The 19,425-nt window shown below is 60.9% G+C and carries 15 protein-coding genes and 6 pseudogenes; 5 read left to right on the top strand and 16 right to left on the bottom strand.

Annotated features, from left to right (window positions below):
- Nucleotides 1-270: 270 nt before the first annotated feature.
- A pseudogene (locus tag QY049_RS36615) lies at nt 271-390 on the bottom strand (ATP-binding protein); the annotation flags it as partial.
- Nucleotides 391-900: 510 nt separating this feature from the next.
- On the opposite strand from QY049_RS36615, the gene QY049_RS36620 reads away from it, so the two are divergent.
- Nucleotides 901-1,287, top strand: coding sequence for a recombinase family protein (locus tag QY049_RS36620; RefSeq protein WP_128929831.1), 387 nt, complete (start codon nt 901-903; stop codon nt 1,285-1,287).
- Between the two features lie 49 nt (nt 1,288-1,336).
- A complete protein-coding gene (locus tag QY049_RS36625) occupies nt 1,337-1,696 on the top strand; it encodes a hypothetical protein (protein ID WP_128929830.1) in 360 nt (119 codons plus the stop codon).
- 6 nt (nt 1,697-1,702) lie between these two features.
- Here the strand turns inward: QY049_RS36625 and QY049_RS36630 are convergent.
- From QY049_RS36630 to QY049_RS36660, 7 genes and pseudogenes are all read right to left on the bottom strand, one after another.
- Nucleotides 1,703-1,843, bottom strand: a pseudogene (locus QY049_RS36630) (ATP-binding protein); the annotation flags it as partial.
- A 265-nt stretch (nt 1,844-2,108) separates the two neighbouring features.
- Nucleotides 2,109-3,132, bottom strand: a pseudogene (locus tag QY049_RS36635) (IS110 family transposase).
- 82 nt (nt 3,133-3,214) lie between these two features.
- Nucleotides 3,215-3,716: pseudogene (locus tag QY049_RS36640) on the bottom strand (ATP-binding protein); the annotation flags it as partial.
- Between the two features lie 11 nt (nt 3,717-3,727).
- A pseudogene (gene istA, locus QY049_RS36645) lies at nt 3,728-5,189 on the bottom strand (IS21 family transposase).
- 159 nt (nt 5,190-5,348) lie between these two features.
- A pseudogene (locus QY049_RS36650) lies at nt 5,349-5,483 on the bottom strand (transposase); the annotation flags it as partial.
- A 257-nt stretch (nt 5,484-5,740) separates the two neighbouring features.
- The gene (locus QY049_RS36655) at nt 5,741-6,649 is read right to left on the bottom strand and encodes a 3-hydroxyacyl-CoA dehydrogenase NAD-binding domain-containing protein (RefSeq protein ID WP_128929829.1); all 909 of its coding nucleotides are present in this window, start codon (nt 6,647-6,649) and stop codon (nt 5,741-5,743) included.
- Entirely contained in the window at nt 6,646-8,061 is a 1,416-nt protein-coding gene (locus QY049_RS36660) for an amidase (protein ID WP_128955110.1), read from the bottom strand. Before QY049_RS36660 ends, QY049_RS36655 begins: the two co-directional genes overlap by 4 nt.
- A 576-nt stretch (nt 8,062-8,637) precedes the next feature.
- On the opposite strand from QY049_RS36660, the gene QY049_RS36665 reads away from it, so the two are divergent.
- From QY049_RS36665 to QY049_RS36675, 3 genes are all read left to right on the top strand, one after another.
- The gene (locus QY049_RS36665; RefSeq protein ID WP_128929827.1) at nt 8,638-9,369 is read left to right on the top strand and encodes a LuxR family transcriptional regulator; all 732 of its coding nucleotides are present in this window, start codon (nt 8,638-8,640) and stop codon (nt 9,367-9,369) included.
- An 81-nt stretch (nt 9,370-9,450) separates the two neighbouring features.
- Entirely contained in the window at nt 9,451-10,083 is a 633-nt protein-coding gene (locus QY049_RS36670; protein WP_128929826.1) for an acyl-homoserine-lactone synthase, read from the top strand.
- A 59-nt stretch (nt 10,084-10,142) separates the two neighbouring features.
- Nucleotides 10,143-11,108: a LysR family transcriptional regulator gene (locus QY049_RS36675; RefSeq protein WP_128929825.1), complete on the top strand. Its 966-nt coding sequence runs from the start codon at nt 10,143-10,145 to the stop codon at nt 11,106-11,108.
- Here QY049_RS36675 and QY049_RS36680 read toward each other — a convergent pair.
- From QY049_RS36680 to trbE, 8 genes are all read right to left on the bottom strand, one after another.
- Nucleotides 11,078-11,314, bottom strand: coding sequence for a DUF2274 domain-containing protein (locus tag QY049_RS36680; protein ID WP_128929824.1), 237 nt, complete (start codon nt 11,312-11,314; stop codon nt 11,078-11,080). The genes QY049_RS36675 and QY049_RS36680 overlap by 31 nt on opposite strands.
- 4 nt (nt 11,315-11,318) lie before the next feature.
- A complete protein-coding gene (locus QY049_RS36685) occupies nt 11,319-12,527 on the bottom strand; it encodes a TrbI/VirB10 family protein (RefSeq protein ID WP_128929823.1) in 1,209 nt (402 codons plus the stop codon).
- Nucleotides 12,524-13,471, bottom strand: a complete 948-nt coding sequence (trbG, locus tag QY049_RS36690; protein WP_128929822.1) for a P-type conjugative transfer protein TrbG — start codon at nt 13,469-13,471, stop codon at nt 12,524-12,526. Before trbG ends, QY049_RS36685 begins: the two co-directional genes overlap by 4 nt.
- Before the next feature lie 32 nt (nt 13,472-13,503).
- Nucleotides 13,504-14,187, bottom strand: coding sequence for a conjugal transfer protein TrbF (trbF, locus tag QY049_RS36695; protein WP_128929821.1), 684 nt, complete (start codon nt 14,185-14,187; stop codon nt 13,504-13,506).
- Between the two features lie 458 nt (nt 14,188-14,645).
- The gene (gene trbL, locus QY049_RS36700) at nt 14,646-15,875 is read right to left on the bottom strand and encodes a P-type conjugative transfer protein TrbL (protein WP_128929820.1); all 1,230 of its coding nucleotides are present in this window, start codon (nt 15,873-15,875) and stop codon (nt 14,646-14,648) included.
- Nucleotides 15,872-16,246 (bottom strand): putative entry exclusion protein TrbK-alt, encoded by a 375-nt coding sequence (gene trbK-alt / locus QY049_RS36705; protein WP_128955109.1) that lies wholly within the window; start codon nt 16,244-16,246, stop codon nt 15,872-15,874. The genes trbL and trbK-alt overlap by 4 nt, the downstream gene beginning before the upstream one ends.
- Nucleotides 16,246-16,977, bottom strand: a complete 732-nt coding sequence (gene trbJ / locus QY049_RS36710; RefSeq protein WP_128929818.1) for a P-type conjugative transfer protein TrbJ — start codon at nt 16,975-16,977, stop codon at nt 16,246-16,248. Before trbJ ends, trbK-alt begins: the two co-directional genes overlap by 1 nt.
- Nucleotides 16,974-19,415: a conjugal transfer protein TrbE gene (trbE, locus tag QY049_RS36715; protein ID WP_128929817.1), complete on the bottom strand. Its 2,442-nt coding sequence runs from the start codon at nt 19,413-19,415 to the stop codon at nt 16,974-16,976. Before trbE ends, trbJ begins: the two co-directional genes overlap by 4 nt.
- Nucleotides 19,416-19,425: the final 10 nt, after the last annotated feature.

The raw sequence follows: 19,425 nt of genomic DNA on the forward strand, positions 1-19,425 counted from the left end.
TAGGTCCCGCGCTGGACTTGCGGCGAGATCTGCGACGCGGGACCTATTTGAACCCTCCAGTATTCCGAGATGATCTCGCCCACCATTCCGATTTGATGTCGCCCGGGGCGCGAGGCGTTCTGGCTGTCTGGTTTCTGGCATCGGCGAAGCCGCGTGGTCAATCTTGAATCGCGGCTCGACGGGCGGGTTTTTCTGTTGTTCCTGCTGTGGGCATGTGGGCAACGCTCTTGCGTTGTCCAAGCGTAGCGGCATGTCCACAGCGCCACAGGCTCAGGCCTTTCGGTCAGGTTTGCGGGTTCGCCGCATGCTTTCGCCGTTCAGATCGATCCGGTGGGCGTTATGGACCAGGCGGTCGAGGACGGCGTCGGCGTAGGTGGGATCACCAAACACAACAGAGTGCCCCTATTTTGGAACGGGTCGTGTCTCACGTCACGATCACTGACCCGCATCATTTTCTTTTTGGGCACCGGCTTGAGGTGCTGAAGGAGCGGTCGGGGGCGGTCCCGCCTACGTCGTTGTCGCGCTGCCGGACGGCCGGCCGCGGGCAGTTCGGATCGCGTCGACGGATCTTGTCGAGACGCCGATCACGCCTCGCCCGAACGCCGCCGATCTGCCGCGCATCAGTGCCCGTACGCTGATCCCATTGATGCAACATTTGAGCGCGAGTCTGAGCCTTCTCGACGAGAAGGTGATTCGCGATGACCCACCGACCGCTTCCAGGTCGCGTTGCGTATCGACCCCTGCCGATATTGGCAAATCCACCCCGCCGTCCGACGGCCGACATTCCGCGCCTGTGGCCGAATCTGTCGACCGCGACGCAAACCCAGATCGCTCAAATCCTCGCCACGCTGCTGCGGCGAATGCAAGCGGTTCCCGGCACGGCCGGAAGGAGACTGGGTCGTGCTGATCAGCTCGACCGTCGCTGACGAGCGGCTCACGACCGCACACCGAGCCAAGTTGGCCTACGTCTACGTGCGGCAGTCATCCGTGAACCAGGTGCGCCAGCACCAGGAGAGCACCGAGCTGCAGTACCGCCTCGTCGATCGGGCCATCGGTCTGGGCTGGCCGCCGGAGCGCGTCCAGGTCATTGACGAGGATCTGGGCAAGTCCGGAGCTGGCGCTGTGGATCGTCATGGTTTCCAGAAGCTCATTGCCGAGATCGGCCTTGGCAACGCCGGCCTTGTGGTGAGCCTCGACGCTTCTCGCTTGGCCCGTCGTCTGGCAGACCGCCACAACCAGCGAGCATCACGTACAACGGCGCGTTCATACCTACCGCAACTACATTGACATTGATCGGTTGCGGCGACGGATCGTCGAGTTGAATGCTGAACATAAAATGGATGCCGAGATCGCGGCAATCCTCAATCAGGAAGGCTTTGTCGCGGCCCGAGGCTGCGCTTTCAAAGGCGAGAACGTCCGGCTGTTGCGCACCCGCTGGGGCATTCCCACGGTCAAAATCAACGGCGTAGACAAGAATCCGATGCGCTGGCCCGACGGCAGCTTCTCGATTCAGGGCGCAGCGGCTGAGCTTGGAGTAACCCCGCAGACGGTATTCGACTATCTCGCGCGCGGAATGCTGGCAGGTCGTCAGTTAACCAAAGGCCAGCCATGGCAGATCGAGCTCTCAGACGAACAAATCAGTCAGCTTCGCAATCGAGTACAACACACCAAGCGTTCGAAGGAGGAGGCATCATGAAGTCATCGGCTCGCCGATCAGCGCGTGCCATTGATCGATCGGGAGCTGGCTGGTGACGATGGTGGAGCCGCGGCCGTAGCGGTCCTCGAGGATCTCCAGGAGGTCGTGGCGGGCCGCGGCGTCAAGCGGCTCGAGGCCCCAGTCGTCGTATGTGGACGGCCTCTGATGGCAAGCACAATTTGGCACTTCGAACGACTTGGACGGCTGCGATCGTATGTCCGGCGTTTAGCGCGGATCATATCTCCGCTGGCCCTGATGAAGTCCGACAACCAAGGGGTCACATCAAGGATGCGAGCTTTGAGGCTCACACGACTGGTCGGGTTTTCCTGGTTTTCGGTGGCGACCGTTGTCTTTCATCATGCCTTTCTTGCACTTACCAAGCTTATAACTCTTCGATGCGGCTGTCCGACACTCAAAGTTTGGCGAACATCTCGGTGCGGAAGCATTCTCCGGTTTTCATCATTGCCCAGATGATCCGAGCAAGCTTGTTGGCGAGGGCGACGGTCACAAGCCGCGCCGGCTTTTTTAGCCAAAAGCCCGACAATCCAGTCGCGCAAGCCGCCGCGGCGTTTTTCCACAACGTTTAGAAGCGATGTTGCTCCGAGAACGAGTAACTTCCTTATATATCGATTACCCGCCTTGGTGATGGTTCCGAGAGTTGGTTTACCCCCGCTTGAAATTTGCCTGGGCGTCAGACCCAGCCAGGCAGCAAAATCCCGTCCCGAATTGAATACGCTTGGGTCTGGTACACTGGCTGTAATTACCGAGGCAACAAGCTTGCCAACGCCGGAAATTTCTCCGAGCGAACGGCTCGTCTCGCTGAGCGCGTGAGCCTTGGCGATCTCCCTCTCCAAATCATCGAGTGCGCCTCCGAGCGCATCAATTTGCTGACCGAGAACCCTCGCGGCCAGGACAGCGGCGTCGGGAAGAGTCGCATCGCCTTCTGCGAGGCCTAAAGGCTCGTCGACGCGGCCGGTGCCCTTGGCGACGACAAGACCGAATTCGGCCAAATGGCCGCGTAGAGCGTTCACGCTCATCGTTCGCTGTTTGACCAGCAGCTCGCGCGTCTTGTGCCACATCAGGGTCGCTTGCTGATCAGCGCTCTTGATCGGCACAAAACGCATGGCAGGGCGCGAGACCGCTTCACAGATGGCTTCCGCATCGACGGCATCGTTCTTACCTCGCTTGACATAGGGTTTTGTGTAGGCCGGCGGCATCAGAGACACATCGTGTCCCATGGCCTTCAGTTCGCGCGCCCTATAGTGGGCTGAGCCGCAAGCCTCCATGCCAACGCGGCACGGCTCGATCCTCGAGAAGAACTCGCGCATCGTCCGGCGCGTCAGCTTGCGCTTTACGGCTGGTGCATCCTCACTAGACAGCGCATTAATCTGAAAATAGTTCTTGGCGAGATCAACGCCTATTCTAATAAACTTCATCTCGGACGGTCCCCCTTCTTTGTGGCGCTCTGGCGACCACGCCTTGGCACTATGATGCCGTTGAGGTGAGGCCGTCCACACCATCAAAGATGAGGAGATCGACGCGGCCAAGCGCGCGCAGCAGGCGGGAGTGGCGGCCGTCGCCGCGCGCCAAAGCGAGATCGCTAAACAGCCGTGGGACGCGCTGATAAAGCACGGAGCGATTGTCGCGGCAGGCCTTGTTGCCGAGCGCTGAGGCGAGCCAGCTCTTACCGACGCCGGAGGGCCCGCAGATCAAAAGGTGGCGTGGTCGTCGATCCATTGCCCTTCGACCAGCATCGTCAGCAGGCTGCGGTCGAGGCCGCGCGGGGTGCGATAGTCGATGTCCTCGACGCAGGCCTCCTGGCGCAGCTTGGCGTATTGCAGCCGCTTCGACAGCCGCTTGTCGCGTCGCAGCGACGCTTCGCGTTCGAGCAGGAGCGCGAGCCATTCGGCGTGGCCGAGGCTTGCGGCCTCGCCGCCGGCTTCGATGTCGGCGAAGGCGCCTTCGCCATGCCATGCAGGCCGAGCGTGTAGAGTTGATCGAGGGGCGGATGCGTGAGCAAGGCGTGATCTCCTAGTTGTAGTAGCGCGGCCCGCGGTTGTTGGGATGGAGGATCGGCGCGTCGTCCGCGGGCCGCTTGGGTGAAGGCCGCCGATCGAGATTGTTGGCGAGGATCGATTTGACTGAGCCGTAGGTGCGCGCCGATGTGCGAAAGCCCTGCTCGGGGTGCGTGCGTTCATCGAGGATCAGGTCGCACAGCGCGGCGGTGGCCGGCCCGATCGCGGCGGCCTCCTTGCGGATGCGCTCGATGGTCCAGCCGGCGTAGCGCCGATGACTGGACGCCATGTGTTCCGGCACGGTGGTGTGCTTGTGGTTGCCGCTCATGCGCTGATGCGCGGCGATCCGCTCGCCCTTGTGGAATATCTCCACGGTGCGGGCGGTGAAGCGCACCTCGACCTCGGCGCGGACGAAGCGATGCGGGACGCTGTAGTAATGCGCCTCGACCTCGACGTGGTAGTCGATGCTGGCCCGGCAGATCCGCCACTCGGCGAACACGTAAGGGCTCTCCGGCAAGACCCTGAGTGCCGGCCGGTCGATCTCCTCCAGCAGCTTGCGGCGGGTCACGCCGAGCCGCCGGATCGGTCGCTCCTCGTTGAGCCGGGTCATTAACTCGGCGATCGCCGCGTTGACCTCGGCGAGGCTGTGGAAGGTCCGATGGCGCAGCCGTCCGAGCAGCCAGCGCTCGACCATGAGGACCGCCTGCTCGACCTTGGCCTTGTCCCGTGGCCGCCGTGGGCCTGGCCGGCAGAATGGCGGTGCCGTATTGCGCCGCCATGTCGGCGTAGCTGCGGTTGATCTGCGGATCGTACAGGCAGGCCTTGATCACGGCGACCTTGGTGTTGTCCGGCACCAGCAGTGCCGGCACGCCGCCGATCGCCTCGAAGGCGCCGACGTGGCCATCGATCCAGTCGGCGAGCCCCTGCGTCCAGGTCGCCTGCGCGCAGGTGAAGCTCGATGCGCCGAGCACCGCGACGAAGATCTGCGCGGTGCGCCGCTCGCCGGTAAACCGGTCGATCACCACCGGCACGCCGTCGCCCGCATAATCGACGAACAGCTTGTCGCCGGCTGCATGCGACTGGCGCATCGTCGCCGACAGCCGGCCTTCCCAGGCCCGGTAGAGCTCGCAGAACCGCGAATAGCGATACCCGCCGGGTTCGCCCGCGATGTACTCCTCCCACAGGATCGACAGCGTCACGTGCGTGCGCCGGAGCTCGCGGTGCACCGCCGCCCAGTCCGGCTCCGCCTGCCGGCGATGGCCACGCCGGGTGCCGAGACCGGCTCCCGCGCTGGCGAACAACCGGGCTTCCAGCACAGCGTCGGTGATGCCGTCGGGCAATGGCCAGGTCAGCCCCGCCGCTTCAAACCGGCGGATCGTCAACCGCACCGTCGAAGGCACCGTCCCCAACCGCCGCGCAATCTCGCGGGTCGGCATCCCAGCCGACTTCAATCTGATCACATCGCGCACATGGCGCATCGCAAGCCTCTCCGTCGGCATCCAGGTCCCCCTTCGCAACGAAAGGCGGGACCGTATCGGAGCCAGAAGAGGCCTCGTCACCCCGGGTTCGCTCTTGCGATACCCCGGGCGACATCATCCCGGAATGGTGGGCGACATCAAGCGGAATCAGCAGCCGAACTCCTTGACCCATTTGCGCAGAACGTTCTCATGAACGTCCAGGTCGCGGCCGGCTTGTGCCACCGACACCCCGCGTTTCCGGACCAGCTTGACCGCCTAGATCTTGAACTTGCGACTAAACTTCCGTCTCTTCATCGCCCACCTCCGGCTTCATGAAACACCTAATCTCGGTGTCCATCAAACCGGCAGCAGCTCAGACTGAGGGAGCGTGCCACGCGCCGTCGGCGGCTTGGCAATGATGATTGTTTGGTGCAATTCACGCTTGATAGCGCCGTCAGGCAACAGCTTTGGCCAATGTCAACGGCGCGTCAGTCCTGCGAGCGCCGGCTCGGATGTACAGGTTGTCTTCCAATTGTCGCTGAAGTCAACCCACGCTGAGCTTGTCCATATGCTTAAATTGAACTCCGCGCGGCAAGGAGTCTCAAGAGTGCGCGATCACGTTCACCTTCTAATTCGGAAATCGATCTGCCATCCGCCTCTGCATGGACGCCAGCGACCAGACGGGTACAGACATCGGGAGTAAGCTGTGGCTGACCTAGCGTGGCCCATCGGCGTTCCTGGCTAGGCCCGAGATGTCGCAGGTAATGCTCAATTCCCCCAGGACCCCCACCAAGGTGGTAGGCCATATGTGCACCGACCACTGACCAGCGCAGCCCAGGTCCATGCACGAGCGCCGCGTCGACAGCGGCGACATCAGCAATATTCTCGGCGACTAAGTTGACCGCTTCACGCCAGAGTGCTGAAGCAAGCCGGTTGGCGATGTGCCCTACTACGTCGCGGGCTAAAAGAACTGGCTCGCGGCCGAGCCCGCGAAAGAACGACACAGCCGTCGTCCGAAGATCAGCATCGGCCCCATAAATCTCCACTAGCGGCATGATGTGTGGAGGATTGAAGGGATGAGCAGTAATGAATCGCGAGGTTCGTTTTAGGCTGGTGGCAAGCTGTGACCAAGTTAGAGAGGATGTACTGCTTGCGAGTACCGTATCGGGATGGGCTGCCGCCTCAACGCGGCCGTAGAGCTCTCCTTTTAACTCGAGCACTTCGGGTGCGTTTTCCTGAACCCAAAAGGCGTCGGAAACCGCCTGTTCCGGTGTCTCGACAAGGCGAAAGGAACCAAGGCCTGATTCAAGTTCCGAGGGACGAAAAACCTGCTTCTGACATCGAGAAATCGCTTCTTGCAACAGGGACTGCGATTTTGGCGCTGGATCCCAGCCGACGACGTCATAACCATAGGCAGTGAATAGCGCCGACCAGCTTTGGCCTATAAGCCCGCAGCCGAGAACCGCGATTGTGCCATTCATGTTGCGAGCCCCAGATCGATCGGCGTACTGCCGAGTAGCCCCAAACTATCTTCAAGCAGTTTAGCACCGGCCAATAACTGCCCGTCGGCTCGAGGGGGAGCGACCATTTGCAAGCCTACCGGAAGGCCGGAACTCGTGAAACCGCAGGGCAGAGACATCGCGGGGCAACAGACGAGGGTGATTGCAAAAGCGATGGCAACCCAATCCACGTAATTCTCAAATTGTCTGCCGTCGCACTCCATGACGTGGCTGTTGGCCACGGGGAAAGGCTCTACGATTGTTGCCGGCGTCAAGAGAAGATCGTACTTCTCGAAAAACTTAAGTACGCGCACCACCATGGCAACTCGCTGCTCCTCGGCGCGTTCGAGTTGCTCGATAGAAAGCTTCAGCCCTTCTTCGATGTTCCAAACGACGTCCGGCTTGAGCAGATCGCGATGGCTTCGAAGTAGAGCAGCTTTGCTAATAGCGAAATCGAATGCGCGGAGAACGTGGAAGCACTCTTGAGCTTCTCGAAGATCGGGGTGAGCTTCTTCGACGATTACACCAAGTTCGACGAAGCGCGCTGCAGCGCCGCGGGTAATTTCCACAATTTGAGGATCCACGGGTGTAATGCCCAGATCGGCCGAATAGGCAACCCGTCTTGGTCTCTTTGCCGTGCGCGTGGTCGTCAGGAACGATTCTGCGGGTGCCGGCAAGGACAGTGGATCGGCAGGATGCTCACCACTCATTGCGTCCAACAGGAGCGCAACGTCCTCGACATTGCGCGCCATTGGTCCGTGTATGCCGAGGTTGCGGTCGATTTTAGATTTGGGAGTTCGGGCCACTCGGCCCAAGCTCGGCCGAAGACCCACTACACCGCAAAAGCTCGCCGGATTTCGGAGTGAGCCCCCCATGTCAGAGCCATGCGCAACCCAAGCCATGCCGGCGGCGATCGCAACCGCGGCACCTCCGGACGAGCCAGCAGCAGAGCGAGCTGGATTCCACGGATTGAGCGTTGCTCCGAAGAGTTCATTGACCGTGTTGGCCCCCGCTCCGAACTCGGGGGTGTTCGATCTTGCATAAACAACACCACCATTCTGCTCGATGCGCTCGACCAAGATGTCCGACGTCTCAGCTATTTTGTTCCTGAAGATCGGGGAGCCCTGTGTGTTGCGAGTGCCGGCAACGTCAATCAGATCTTTGATGGGAACGGGAAGACCGGCCAGCAGCCCACGTGCGCCGGTAGGTCGCTCCATCAGCGTACGAGCATGTGTGCGCGCGCGATCAAAACAAAGGATGGGCAGCGCGTTAAGCTTGCCGTCGACTTGCCCGATCCGCTGCTCCAGCGCGTCCAGCAGCTCCAGGGGGCTTACTTCGCCATTCCGCAATTTTTCGACAACACTGCAGGCGGTCTGCCTGATCAATTCATGCACTTCAGAACCCCGTCTCTTGCCGTCGTCCCCTTAGTTGGCGATCGAGAGCAATGATCGCAAAAGTGTAGGCATTTTCGAAAGGCCGCTTCGACGACGCATAGAAAAGTCTCCAACTGGACGGCGAGCAGAACGCTGGGCGGCGCTTGACGCGCACGGCCCCGTCTGCCTACGAAAAATTATCTCTTAGCTTTTCCTCAGCCCCGCCTCGCCTGCCGTAGAGAACGTAGGACCACTTTGGGAGTAAATCCGCGAAGAATCCCGGCGTACGCGCATTTATCCTGCCAAATTCTGCGATGAGCGCAGGACTGCGGCCTCTAAGTGTAGTTGCGTGTGTGGAAGATGACCGCCAAACTATCAGGGCTTGTCGTCCTTGCGCTCTTTGGCGGTTCTCGCCTACAGAACCGCCCAGAACAGTGATGTCGGTTGCGCCGTGTCGAAAGTGGACGTGAGCTGAATAGGTGCAGCTCGATCGCTGGTCGGTTAACAGTGTGACGTCGCGAGACTTTCGAACAACTTGCCTTTACGCAGCAAAGGGACTCGTAACGTCGCTCATCTTCTCTACCGAATCGTATGCGAATGAGCACGCACCGTATCTTCCAAAATTTTCTCAATCTGCTGATCAACGCGAACCACGCTGATGGCTTTAGCGACGCCTTGGCGGTCACCGGACGCGCACTTGAGCTGCCATGTTTGGCTTATCTGGCCTGGCCGAAGAGACGGGGTGAGAACGCCCTCGTGATTTCCACGTATCCCGCCAATTGGGTTGCGCATTATGTGCGCAGTCACTATGAGCGCCTCGACCCCATTATCGAGCGTGCGCTGGAGACCACGGAGCCCTTTAGCTGGGACCACAGGGAACCTCATAGATTGATTTCTCGGGCGCAGCGAAGCTTGCTCGACGAAGCTGCTCAGTGTGGGATCCGATTGGGATTCACCGTTCCAATCCACAACGGCGCCTCCATGGCCGCCTTGACGTTTGCCACCGACCAGAATGACCGAGCATTTCAATTGAGCATAGAGCGCCGCTCGGAGGTCCTCCAGTTCATGGCCATTTCTTTCGACCGGCGCGTGCGGCAAAAGCTTTCTCATGAACTGATGATCGCTAACGTTGAACTCTCACGTCGCGAAATGGAGTGCCTCGACTGGGTCGCAAAGGGCAAGACCACATGGGAGATTGGGCAGATCCTGCAGATATCGCCAAATACCGTGAAGTCCTATTTGAATAATGCAAAGAACAAGCTGGGCGTGAGGACATTGGCCGAAGCGACTTCACGACTTGGCGCTGCTAAGGCAGTTAGGCAAGATTAGGGCCGCGCCGCCCCTCTAGTTGTACGTGGTGCCATTTGCACCCGGCTCTCCCATATAGTCGAAATCCGGACAGGAGGGGTCATGATTCAACTGATTGCCGAACCATTTCACGGCGCGTTCTCCCAAACGCTAGCGGCCATGCACAGGCTGCGGCATCGCGTCTTCAAGCAAAGATTAGATTGGAGCGTTCACAGTTCCGGCGAGATGGAGACCGACGAGTTTGACGCGCTAGGTCCGGTATATCTCGTCCAAACGTCGGTCGAGGGACTGGTGCAGGGGTCGGTTCGCCTTTTGCCGACAACCGGCCCGACGATGATCCGCGACACCTTTTCTGTGCTCCTGGGAAAGTGCCCTGCCCCATCGGATCCTCATGTGTGGGAGAGCAGCCGCTTTGCAGTTGATCTTCCTTCAGATGCTCCGAAGGCGGCACACGGGCTTGCGAGGGCAACTTACGAACTCTTCGCGGGCATGATTGAGTTTGGTCTGTCTCGACAGCTCACGAGCATCGTCACAGTCACCGACGTCCGGATGGAGCGAATTCTGAGGCGCGCAGGATGGCCGCTTCGCCGGATTGCATCGCCTTGTGAAATTGGAAACACGCTTGCTGTCGCCGGCCACCTGGAAATCACGCTCAATGCTTTGGACAGGATACGTGCGGCCGGTGGACTCGCCGGCCCAGTTCTCTGGACTCCAGTCCTGTCGCACGCCGCCTGACTGCCGGCTCGCTGCCCGCAGAACTCATCCGACTTAAATCGCCGCACCTTGATTTGTAAATGCCTCCAATCGACCACCTTGCCTGTCAGACACAGCGACCAATATCCAATCCAATAAGTTTACAACATCTGCGCGTTGCTGTGACAGTCAATGAAGCGGGCAGCATTCGGAGCGCAGCCAGGGTGCTGGGTGTCGAACACTCGGCCATCAGTCGGGCGATCGGACGATTGGAATGCCTGGTTGGTACCCGCTTGTTCGAGCGATCGAGATACGGGATGAATCCAACAGCCTCTGGTACGACATTCCTGAGGACGGCAAAGCTTATCATCGAGCAGGTCGATTCATTATCGAAGGCGACAGTCTTGACCCTGTCCAAGCGGGCGGATCACCTGGCTATCGGCTTCTGCCCATTCGTCTCCGCAGGACGAATAACACCTGCGATCGCCGAGTTTCAAAGCCGTTATCCGGAAATCAAGGTCGCCGTCCTTGAACGCGTCATGCCGGAACTCCTGATCGCGCTTCAGACGGGCTCGCTCGATATCGCCATCGCGCCAGACGGTCTATCTTCCATGCTGCTCACGGCGGCCTTTCCCCTATGGCGTGAAGGTATTCTCATCGCACTCGCCAAGAATGATGAGTTAGCTCAGAACGAGTCGGTCTCCTGCGCCGATCTGCACAGTCGAACCGTTCTCGTCAGCCGCGATGATCCCGCAAGAGAAGTCGAAGACCTTCTGGTCTGCAAACTGGCGGCTCATGGAAACGGGGCCTTAATCGAAGCCTGCGACGTGAGCCGCAGCAAGCTGACCAGTCTCGTCAGCATTGGCCGCGGCGTCACGCCGTTATTGGCATCCGAAGCTCACGCCGGATTCCCAGGGGTGGTGTATCGCGAACTGCACGACGCAAGGGGACCCAGTCGGATCACAATGTCAGCTCATGTCAGAACCGGCGATGAAAGATCTGTTGTCGCCCACTTCCTAGCCCTTCTGAGAGAATGTTATTCTTCAGGAGGGGAAGAGCGGGCTTGACGTTTTGATTTCGCAAAAGCCCGGTCTGTCGCCATGAAGCGCGCCAACATCGGGCCAATGAGCTTGGCAGGTTCGACGGCCTGTCCGGTTTGCTTCGCCAGCACATCGGCATAGACGTGCAAATCCCGGTGAACATGGGCCGCGAGTTCGACCGTCATTTTGACAGGCCGATCGTCCACAAGCGCTGCAATCTTCAATTTAGGCATGCGGCTAGCCTCTATAAGGTTCAAGAATGAGATCACGGTTGACCAGGACGCGGACCGGGTAACCCGGGCGTATCGTCAAGGTCGGCTGGATATTGAGGCTACGGCGGACCACTTGTTGGCCGGCCTGGTTCAGCGAATCTGATGCACCGCGCCTGAGGGCACCAATGATTGCGCTGTTGCTATTGCTCGCATCGGAACCTGCACCCGCTTCCGAGCCAACAGCCAGGAAGGTCGACAGCGCCGCCGCCTTGAACAGCTCACCCCAATGGTTGTCAACCTGATCTTCAAGGCCGGCATAGCCTTGCGTGTCTGTCCCCGGTTGGCGCTCCAAGACGACCGAGCGGCCGTTCGGCATGATCAACCGGGTCCAAACGAGCAGCACGCGGCTCTGGCCGAAGCTCACCTGACTGTCATAGATGCCAGTCAGTCTGGCGCCCTGGGGGATGAGGAGAAAGCGCCCGGTGGGCGTATCATAAACATTCTCGCTTACCTGAGCTGTGATCATTCCAGGCAGATCGGAGCGAATGCCGGTGATCAGGGCCCCGGCGATAACCGATCCGGCCTGCACCACGTAAGGTGATGGCGCCTTCACGAGGCGGTCTGGACTGGTCGTTCGTCGATCGGTGGCCGCATTTACGAAGGCGAGCTTCCGGTCCTGAGCGTTTTGCAGTGACCCATCCTCGCTGCTGGGGATCAGGGAGGGAGCATTGGCGCCACCTGCTTGGGCTCCGCTCGACGCTGCCGTGTCCCTCACATTGGTAGAGGCGAACAGTCGGCTTACACGAGCCGCCTCTTGTTCCTGGTCACGGCGTTGCTGTTCCTGGTCGGCCGCAGCGCCTGGCGCGGCGATCTGGCCTTTGGCGGCCAGGATTGGTCTGCCGAGATCGCCGGGAAGAGGTGGACCAAGCTGGGGGACAGGAGGGGTGACCTTCGAGTAGTCCGGCGGCAACGCTGTGACGCTCTCAGCAACATTGTGACGCTCAGCCAGATAGAGCTCCTCGGAAGCGGCCTCACGCGGCCGTTGTTTCTGGAGCGCCCACGTCGCCGCCGCGGCGACCAGCGCCAGGCAGAGCGCGGATCCGGTCAGCAGCACCTTGCGAGACAAGCGGGTGACGCTCGGGTATTCGGGCCGGAGCCGAAACCCATCCTCGAGCTCACCTGTCTCCTGTTCGCCGTCCGGGGAGGTCTCATCTTCGCGGTGTTCTTCCGTCATGACGAAAACCTCCCGTCGGTGCGGACGATCCTAACCTTTTGTTGATGTTCTCCACCAAGCCGCAGTTCGGCAGCCGCAAACAGGCGGTCGACGATCAGGACGCTGCCAAAGGTGCGATAATTGACGATTTCGCTCTTACCGTCAGGCCCGAGCACAAACAGCGGCGGCATTTCGCCTTGGACGATACCTTGCGAGAACTCGATGTAGACTTTTCGGCCGTCGTCGTAGGCTGCAAGGGGGCGCCACGGCGGATTGTCCCCCTCGATCGCATACCGAAAGCGCCGTTGTGCAAGCTCTGGGAGCAGCGGAACAGGAGTCAATTGCTGCCGCTTGATCCGATCTTGCGGATAGTACCACGCGACCGATGGCATGTAGGGCTTCTCGCGCGAGCGGAGCTCGAGGAGATAGGTGCGCCGATCAGTATTGATCACGAGGTTGGTTTCGATGGAGGCGCGCGTCGGCTTGACCAGCACGTGCACCCTGCGCTCCTCGCCGCTGCCGCTTTCGGTGTCGCCGATGACCCATCGCACGGTGTCGCCGGCTGCGAGCGGGCCGGAGCCGGTCAACTGCTCCCCCTCCTCAAGAGCAATGTCGGTGATCTGTCCCGGCGCGGCATAGACCTGATAGAGCGCGCCCGGGCTATAGCTGTAGATCTGTGCGGCGTTGAAATAGCCTCTCCGCCTCGGCTCGACGCGCGCCGCACTGTTGGCGATTTCGATCCGGTTGACCGGCTCGACATCCTCCTTGGTGCCCGGCTTGCCGCCAAGCGACGGCTTCCAGGATGGAGGCACATGCAGGGGACGCGGACGATCATCCGCCGGCGCTGCCGCCACAGGCAGCGGCGGCACATCTGTGTCATAGCTGATTTCGGGTGGAATGAAGGTCGAGCAGCCGCTGAGCATGCAGCCAAGCATGACGGCTGCGGAAGTGATGCCCCTCTTCATTGGCGCTGTCCTGAACTCGCAAGGATATACTTTCACTGCCCCAACTCCTTGGACCAATTGATCGAATTCACATAGATTCCGAGAGGATTTTTGCGCAGCCGATCGGCATCACGCGGCGTTCGGATGACGATGCTCAGGATGGCTGTCCATCGCTCGGTCGAGGCGAGCGAGCCGTTCTCGTAAGCGCGCTGAATCCATGCGACACGAAAGCTGTCGGGCGAGGCCCGTATGACGCTGGAGACTTCCACCGAGATCTGCGCCTTGCCGAGCCCGGCGAATGGGTCGTTTGCCCTGGCATATTCATTGAGTGCGACGGCCCCGCGATCGGTCGTGAAGTCGTAGGCCCGGAGCCAATTCTGCCGCAGCACGATGGCATCGGATGGCAGGGCGCGCACATCTTCGATGAACCGCGCCAGGTGCCAGGCAATTTGTGGATCCGTCGGGTCGTAGTCGGAACTTGCAGGCGAGACCCGCTGAGCTTGACCGAGCCGGTCGACCTCGACGATCCACGGCGTTATCGTTCCTTGTGTCGATTGCCAGATCAGCCCGCCGGCAAGGCTGCAAGACAGAGCAAGGCAGCCGAACGCCATCAAGCGCCAGTTCTTCGCCTGCAGGCGGGCCGAGCCGATGCGCTCGTCCCAGACTTGACCTGCCTTCTGATAAGGGGTGAGTGCCGCCGGCGCGCGGCCATAATGCGTTGCTGATCTCTTAAACATTGAACTTCCCCTGAGTATCCCTGATCCATCGTAGCGAGCCGGCAGCAGACGGCGTTTTGCTCATGTCGGCTGCTCGATGCGGATCACGCGCGCGAACACGCACAAGCACCGTACGATGTGGCAGCTTCTGCACCGCCGGCGGCGAATGCTGCGACTGAGTCCCCTTACTTCCGGGAGCTGCGCCGGATTGCGCGGCAAAAGAACCGAGCCCAATCCTGCCTTCGCACCCGCGACACCGAGAAGAAGGGGCCGTTGGCGCAGCGACGTGTCGGACGGGATCTGGCCATGGATCGCTTGCCAGATCAGAGCTGGCGTCAGCGTCAAGGACAGAATGCGAGAGGCTTGAATGACGCATTGACGACCCAGCCGACGCACTGCAGAGGACCCACGAGAACAGCTGATCATCGGAACAGGCCGAGCGGAGTTCGACGGCCATGCGCCGTTCTCGGAAATCCCTCTCATCGGCGCTCTTCCTGGGAGAGATCGACCGAGCTGCCGCTGCCACCGGGATCGCCGGATTTGACTGCATGAACTGCCGCCGATACCCCCCGATCAAGGCCCTGACCTTGCTTGATGCGCTGAGCCCAAGTGGGGCTACCGCTCGCGGTCTGAGCTGAAGTGCTCGTCGATTGACCGCCTCCGCCAACCGTCGAGGCCATCCTGCGAAGTGGACTTGCTGCTGCAGAGGCGGCCGCATTTGCGACGCCCGTGAGGCCGCCACTGCGATATGCCGCTGCGGTGCCCGTGACAGCGCTTGCGCCCATCCTGCCGGCGCCCACGAGCGCTCCGCCGGCGAGACCTGCCGCACCTGCAGCAAGCCCGGCTGTCGCCACCGCGGCGCCGCCTGCGGCAAGTGCTGTACCGACCGCAGATCCTGCGCCGAGTTGCGGCCCACCGGAGACCAGCCCGCTTGCGATGCTCGGTCCGAAGATCCCCAACGCCAACAGCGAGAGCGCCGCAAGAACCAATGTCATGGCATCTTCGATGGTCGGTTGGGCGCCGTTGAAGCCCGACGTAAATTGCGAAAACAGTGTTGAGCCGATGCCGACAATCACAGCCAGCACCAGCACCTTGATGCCTGATGAGACCACGTTGCCGAGGACGCGCTCTGCCGCAAAGGCGGTCTTGCCGAACAGGCCGAAGGGAATCAGCACAAATCCGGCCAATGTAGTGAGTTTGAACTCGATCAGTGTCACGAAAAGCTGAACGGCCAGAATGAAGAAGGCAAGAAGCACGATTGCCCAGGCAAACAACAGAACCACGATCTGGACGAAGTTCTCGAAAAAGCTGATGTAGCCAATCAGGCTGGAGATCGAGTCCAGGAGCGGACGGCCTGCATCGAGGCCCACCTGCGCGATCTTGCCCGGCCGCACGAAATCGCCGGCCGACAAGCTGGTGCCGGAGGCCTTCAGCCCAAGGCCCGCAAAGCTCTCGAAGACGATACGGGCGAGACTGTTCCAATTTCCGATCAGGTAAGCAAAAACCCCGACGAAGAGCGTCTTCTTGACCAGCCGCGCGATGATGTCGTCGTCCGCGCCCCAGCTCCAGAACAACGCTGCAAGCGTGATGTCGATCGCAGCGAGGGTCGTTGCGAGGTAACCGACCTCCCCGCCCACGAGACCAAAGCCGCTGTCGATGTAGCGTGTAAAAGTCTCCAGGAATTGGTCGATGATGCCCGTGCCGGTCATTGGTCGCCCCCTACCGCAGGACGGGCTAGATAGCCTTGAGGCAATCGGCTCTGATCCTTTGCTTCCAAAGCCTCTTCCGCCGAAGAGCCAACTGACGAACCCTTCGAGTCCGTCTTCTGCCCAAGGAAGCTCCGGCGGCTTTCTGCCCAGACCTTCCGGCAAGTCTCATAGGCATCAGTTTGCGTGGATGTCACGGCACGGCAACGGATCAGGTCAGCCTCGTGCACACTCGGTATTTGGGCGGTCATCGGCTGGTGTTCGAGCTCACCCGCATGATTCTGCAGCGTGAGCGTGCATGCGATGATCGCCACTATGCCGCCAAAGACGGTGATTGCGATCGACACCGCCTTGATAGTTTTCGGATCCCTCATCAGTGAAACATCTGTACGTTGGAGGATTGATAGCCGGGCCCAGGAGTCAGAAAGCGCTGCAGCTGTTCGCGGCCCTGGTCTTGGGCCGCTGCGCGTTGGGCTGCTTCGAGAGCCTGTGCCCGGCCGTGGGCCGCGACGGTCGCGGTGAGATCGGCGAGCTGTTGGGCCTGAAGAGCGAGGAGCTGATTACCGGCCTGGGTTGCCTGGAGCGCGCCGCTGGCGCTCTGGCTCGAGCTCACCAGGGCGGACAGCTGAATGCGATTGGTGTCGAGGTTGCCCACAACGCCGGCTTGGAGGCGAAGAGCGTCCTGAAGCGCTCCGACGGAGTTCTGCCAGCGCGCCTGCGCTCCCGCAAACAGCGCGGCATCGGACTGGCTGCTTGTTGCCGGCGCATAGCTTGTGGCAAAGGCGTGGTCGATCTGTTGGACGTCGTAGGCGATGTGCTGCGCCTGACCAAGGAGCTGCTGGGTGCGCTGGATGGAGGTCTGAAGCTGCAGAAGCGAAGAATAGGGCAGGCTCGCCAGGTTTTTTGCCTGGTTGATCAGCATCTGCGCTTCGTTTTGCAGCGAGGTGATCTGGTTGCTGATCTGCTGCAGCTCGCGAGCGGCGGTCAACACGTTCTGAACGTAATTGTTGGGATCGAACACAATCCACTGGGCACGCGCTGTGCCGCTAGAAAAAGCCGATGCAACAAGGATCGTGATGGCGAAACGCAAGCGTCGAAGGCTCATCGTGATGACTCCAGATTTTTCAGATTCGGGATGAGGTCGATAGCCCAGCTTGCTCCGCGGTGCTCAAGCCAGACCGCTAGAAACCCCTCGGCGCCGTGCTCGGCGACCAGGTGCTCGATTGCGAGTTGATCGGACTTGGCTGATGCGGCTGTAAAGGCGAGTGCGACCTCGCCGAGGCCAAGCTCGAACATGCGGTTGCCTCGGCGAGACTGGCAATAATAGTCGCGCTTCGGCGTTGCCCTGCTCAGGAGTTCGATTTGGCGATCATTGAGCCCGAACCGGCGATAGATGGCTGTGATCTGCGGCTCGATCGCGCGCTCGTTTGGCAAGAGCAGCCGCGTCGGGCAGCTCTCGATGATTGCGGGGGCGATTGCCGAGCCGTCGATGTCGGAAAGGGACTGGGTGGCAAACACCACCGAGGCGTTCTTTTTTCGGAGCGTCTTCAGCCACTCCCGCAACTGTCCTGCGAAATCGGCATCATCGAGCGCTAGCCACCCCTCGTCGACGATGATCAATGTAGGCCTGCCGTCGAGCCGGTCACCGATCCGGTGAAAAAGATAAGCGAGTACGGCCGGCGCAGCCCCCGTTCCGATCAGTCCTTCGGTCTCAAATGCCTGGACTGAGGCTTCCCCAAGCCGCTCGAATTCTGCATCCAGCAGCCGCCCATAGGGCCCACCCAGACAATAGGGCTGGAGAGCGCGCTTGAGGACGTTCGACTGCAGAAGGACAGAAAGCCCGGTTAGCGTCCGCTCGGGTACCGGTGCCGAGGCAAGCGAGGTCAGGGCCGACCACAGATGGTCCTTGCCTTCTGGAGAAAGATCGACCTTCTCTCGTGTAAGAAGAGCGGCCACCCAGTCAGTCGCCCAGGCCCGTTCGGCGGGATTGTCGATCCAGGCCAGCGGCTGCAATGCGATCGGTGCGCCATCATCGGCCGACAACGCGCCACCAAGGTCGTGCCAATCGCCGCCCATGGCGATCGCGGCCGCCCGGATCGAGCCGCCAAAATCGAACGCGAACACCTGCGAGCCGGGATAGCGGCGGAACTGAAGGGCCATCAACGCGAGCAGAACCGATTTGCCGGCGCCGGTCGGTCCCACAACAAGAGTATGCCCGACGTCGCCAACGTGAAGGGAGAAGCGGAATGGCGTCGAGCCTTCCGTCTTGCCAAAGAGCAGCGGCGGCGCGTTGAAGTGCTGGTCCCTCGCCTCGCCTGCCCAGACGGCAGAGAGAGGAATCATGTGCGCGAGATTCAAGGTGGAGATCGGAGGCTGCCGAACATTGGCGTAGACATGGCCGGGGAGGCTGCCGAGCCACGCCTCGACGGCATTGACCGTCTCGACCATGCAGGTGAAATCGCGACCCTGAATGACCTTTTCCACTTGGCGTAGCTTTTCGTCGGCCGCCCTTGCATTCAGATCCCAAACGATGACAGTGGCGGTGACAAAGGCCTCTCCGATCTCGTCGGATCCAAGTTCCTGGAGCGCGGCGTCCGCGTCCATCGCCTTGTTGTGCGCATCGGTATCCAGCAGCGAGGATGCTTCGTTCGTCATCACCTCCTTCAGGATCGCGGCAATAGACTTCCGCTTGGCGAACCACTGCCGGCGAATTCGGGTTAGCAGCCTTGTGGCTTCTAGCTTGTCGAGCATGATGGCTCGGCTCGACCAGCGATAGGAGAAGGCAAGCCGATTGAGGTCATCAAGAATCCCAGGGGTCGTGGCGGTCGGGAAGCCGACGATCGTGAGCACCCGCAAATGCGCCGCTCCCAGCATCGGCTCCAGCCCTCCCGAGAGCGGCTGATCCGCCAGCAGAGCGTCCAGGTACATCGGGATCTCCGGGACGCGGACACGATGGCGCTTTGTCGAGATCGTCGCGTGAAGATAGGTCAGTGTTTCGCTGTCATCGAGCCAGCGGCATTCGGGCATGAAGCCTTCGATCAACTGCAGGAGGCGCGCCGTCCGATCAACGAAGCCAGCCAGCACCTGCCGCGCATCGGCATCTTCGTTGCGAGCGCAGCCCTCATAGAGAAGCCGCTCGGCCCTTGCGGCATCTTCCGGCGGCGGAAGATAAAGGAGCGTAAGATAGTAGCTCGACTCGTAGTGGACGCCCTCCTCCTCGAACTGGGCCTTGCGCTCGGCGTCAACGAGCGCGGAGGCGACGTCCGGGAACATGCTCGGCGGGTATGCTCCCGCGGAGTGACGCTGGGCTTCGACGAAGACCGCCCAGCCCGAGCCAAGGCGGCGCAGCGCATTGTTGAGCCGGCCGGCGACTGCGACGAGCTCCGCCGGTACCGCGCTGTCGAGATCGGGCCCGCGAAATTTGGCCGTGCGTTGGAACGAGCCATCCTTGTTCAGGACAATGCCCTCATCGACCAACGCGGCCCAGGGAAGGAAGTCCGCAAGGCGGGTGTTCGACTTGCGATATTCGGCAAGATTCAACATGGGAAAGGTT

The sequence above is a fragment of the Bradyrhizobium sp. WYCCWR 13022 genome, assembly GCF_030435535.1.
Classification (GTDB): domain Bacteria; phylum Pseudomonadota; class Alphaproteobacteria; order Rhizobiales; family Xanthobacteraceae; genus Bradyrhizobium.

Excerpts from the sequence above, each read along its gene's own strand:
- QY049_RS36625 (WP_128929830.1), top strand. The coding sequence starts at position 1,337 with ATGGATGCCGAGATCGCGGCAATCCTCAATCAGGAAGGCTTTGTCGCG.
- QY049_RS36655 (WP_128929829.1), bottom strand. The coding sequence starts at position 6,649 with ATGAATGGCACAATCGCGGTTCTCGGCTGCGGGCTTATAGGCCAAAGC.
- QY049_RS36665 (WP_128929827.1), top strand. The coding sequence starts at position 8,638 with ATGAGCACGCACCGTATCTTCCAAAATTTTCTCAATCTGCTGATCAAC.
- QY049_RS36670 (WP_128929826.1), top strand. The coding sequence starts at position 9,451 with ATGATTCAACTGATTGCCGAACCATTTCACGGCGCGTTCTCCCAAACG.
- QY049_RS36675 (WP_128929825.1), top strand. The coding sequence starts at position 10,143 with ATGCCTCCAATCGACCACCTTGCCTGTCAGACACAGCGACCAATATCC.
- QY049_RS36680 (WP_128929824.1), bottom strand. The coding sequence starts at position 11,314 with ATGCCTAAATTGAAGATTGCAGCGCTTGTGGACGATCGGCCTGTCAAA.
- QY049_RS36685 (WP_128929823.1), bottom strand. The coding sequence starts at position 12,527 with ATGACGGAAGAACACCGCGAAGATGAGACCTCCCCGGACGGCGAACAG.
- trbG (WP_128929822.1), bottom strand. The coding sequence starts at position 13,471 with ATGAAGAGGGGCATCACTTCCGCAGCCGTCATGCTTGGCTGCATGCTC.
- trbF (WP_128929821.1), bottom strand. The coding sequence starts at position 14,187 with ATGTTTAAGAGATCAGCAACGCATTATGGCCGCGCGCCGGCGGCACTC.
- trbL (WP_128929820.1), bottom strand. The coding sequence starts at position 15,875 with ATGACCGGCACGGGCATCATCGACCAATTCCTGGAGACTTTTACACGC.
- trbK-alt (WP_128955109.1), bottom strand. The coding sequence starts at position 16,246 with ATGAGGGATCCGAAAACTATCAAGGCGGTGTCGATCGCAATCACCGTC.
- trbJ (WP_128929818.1), bottom strand. The coding sequence starts at position 16,977 with ATGAGCCTTCGACGCTTGCGTTTCGCCATCACGATCCTTGTTGCATCG.
- trbE (WP_128929817.1), bottom strand. The coding sequence starts at position 19,415 with ATGTTGAATCTTGCCGAATATCGCAAGTCGAACACCCGCCTTGCGGAC.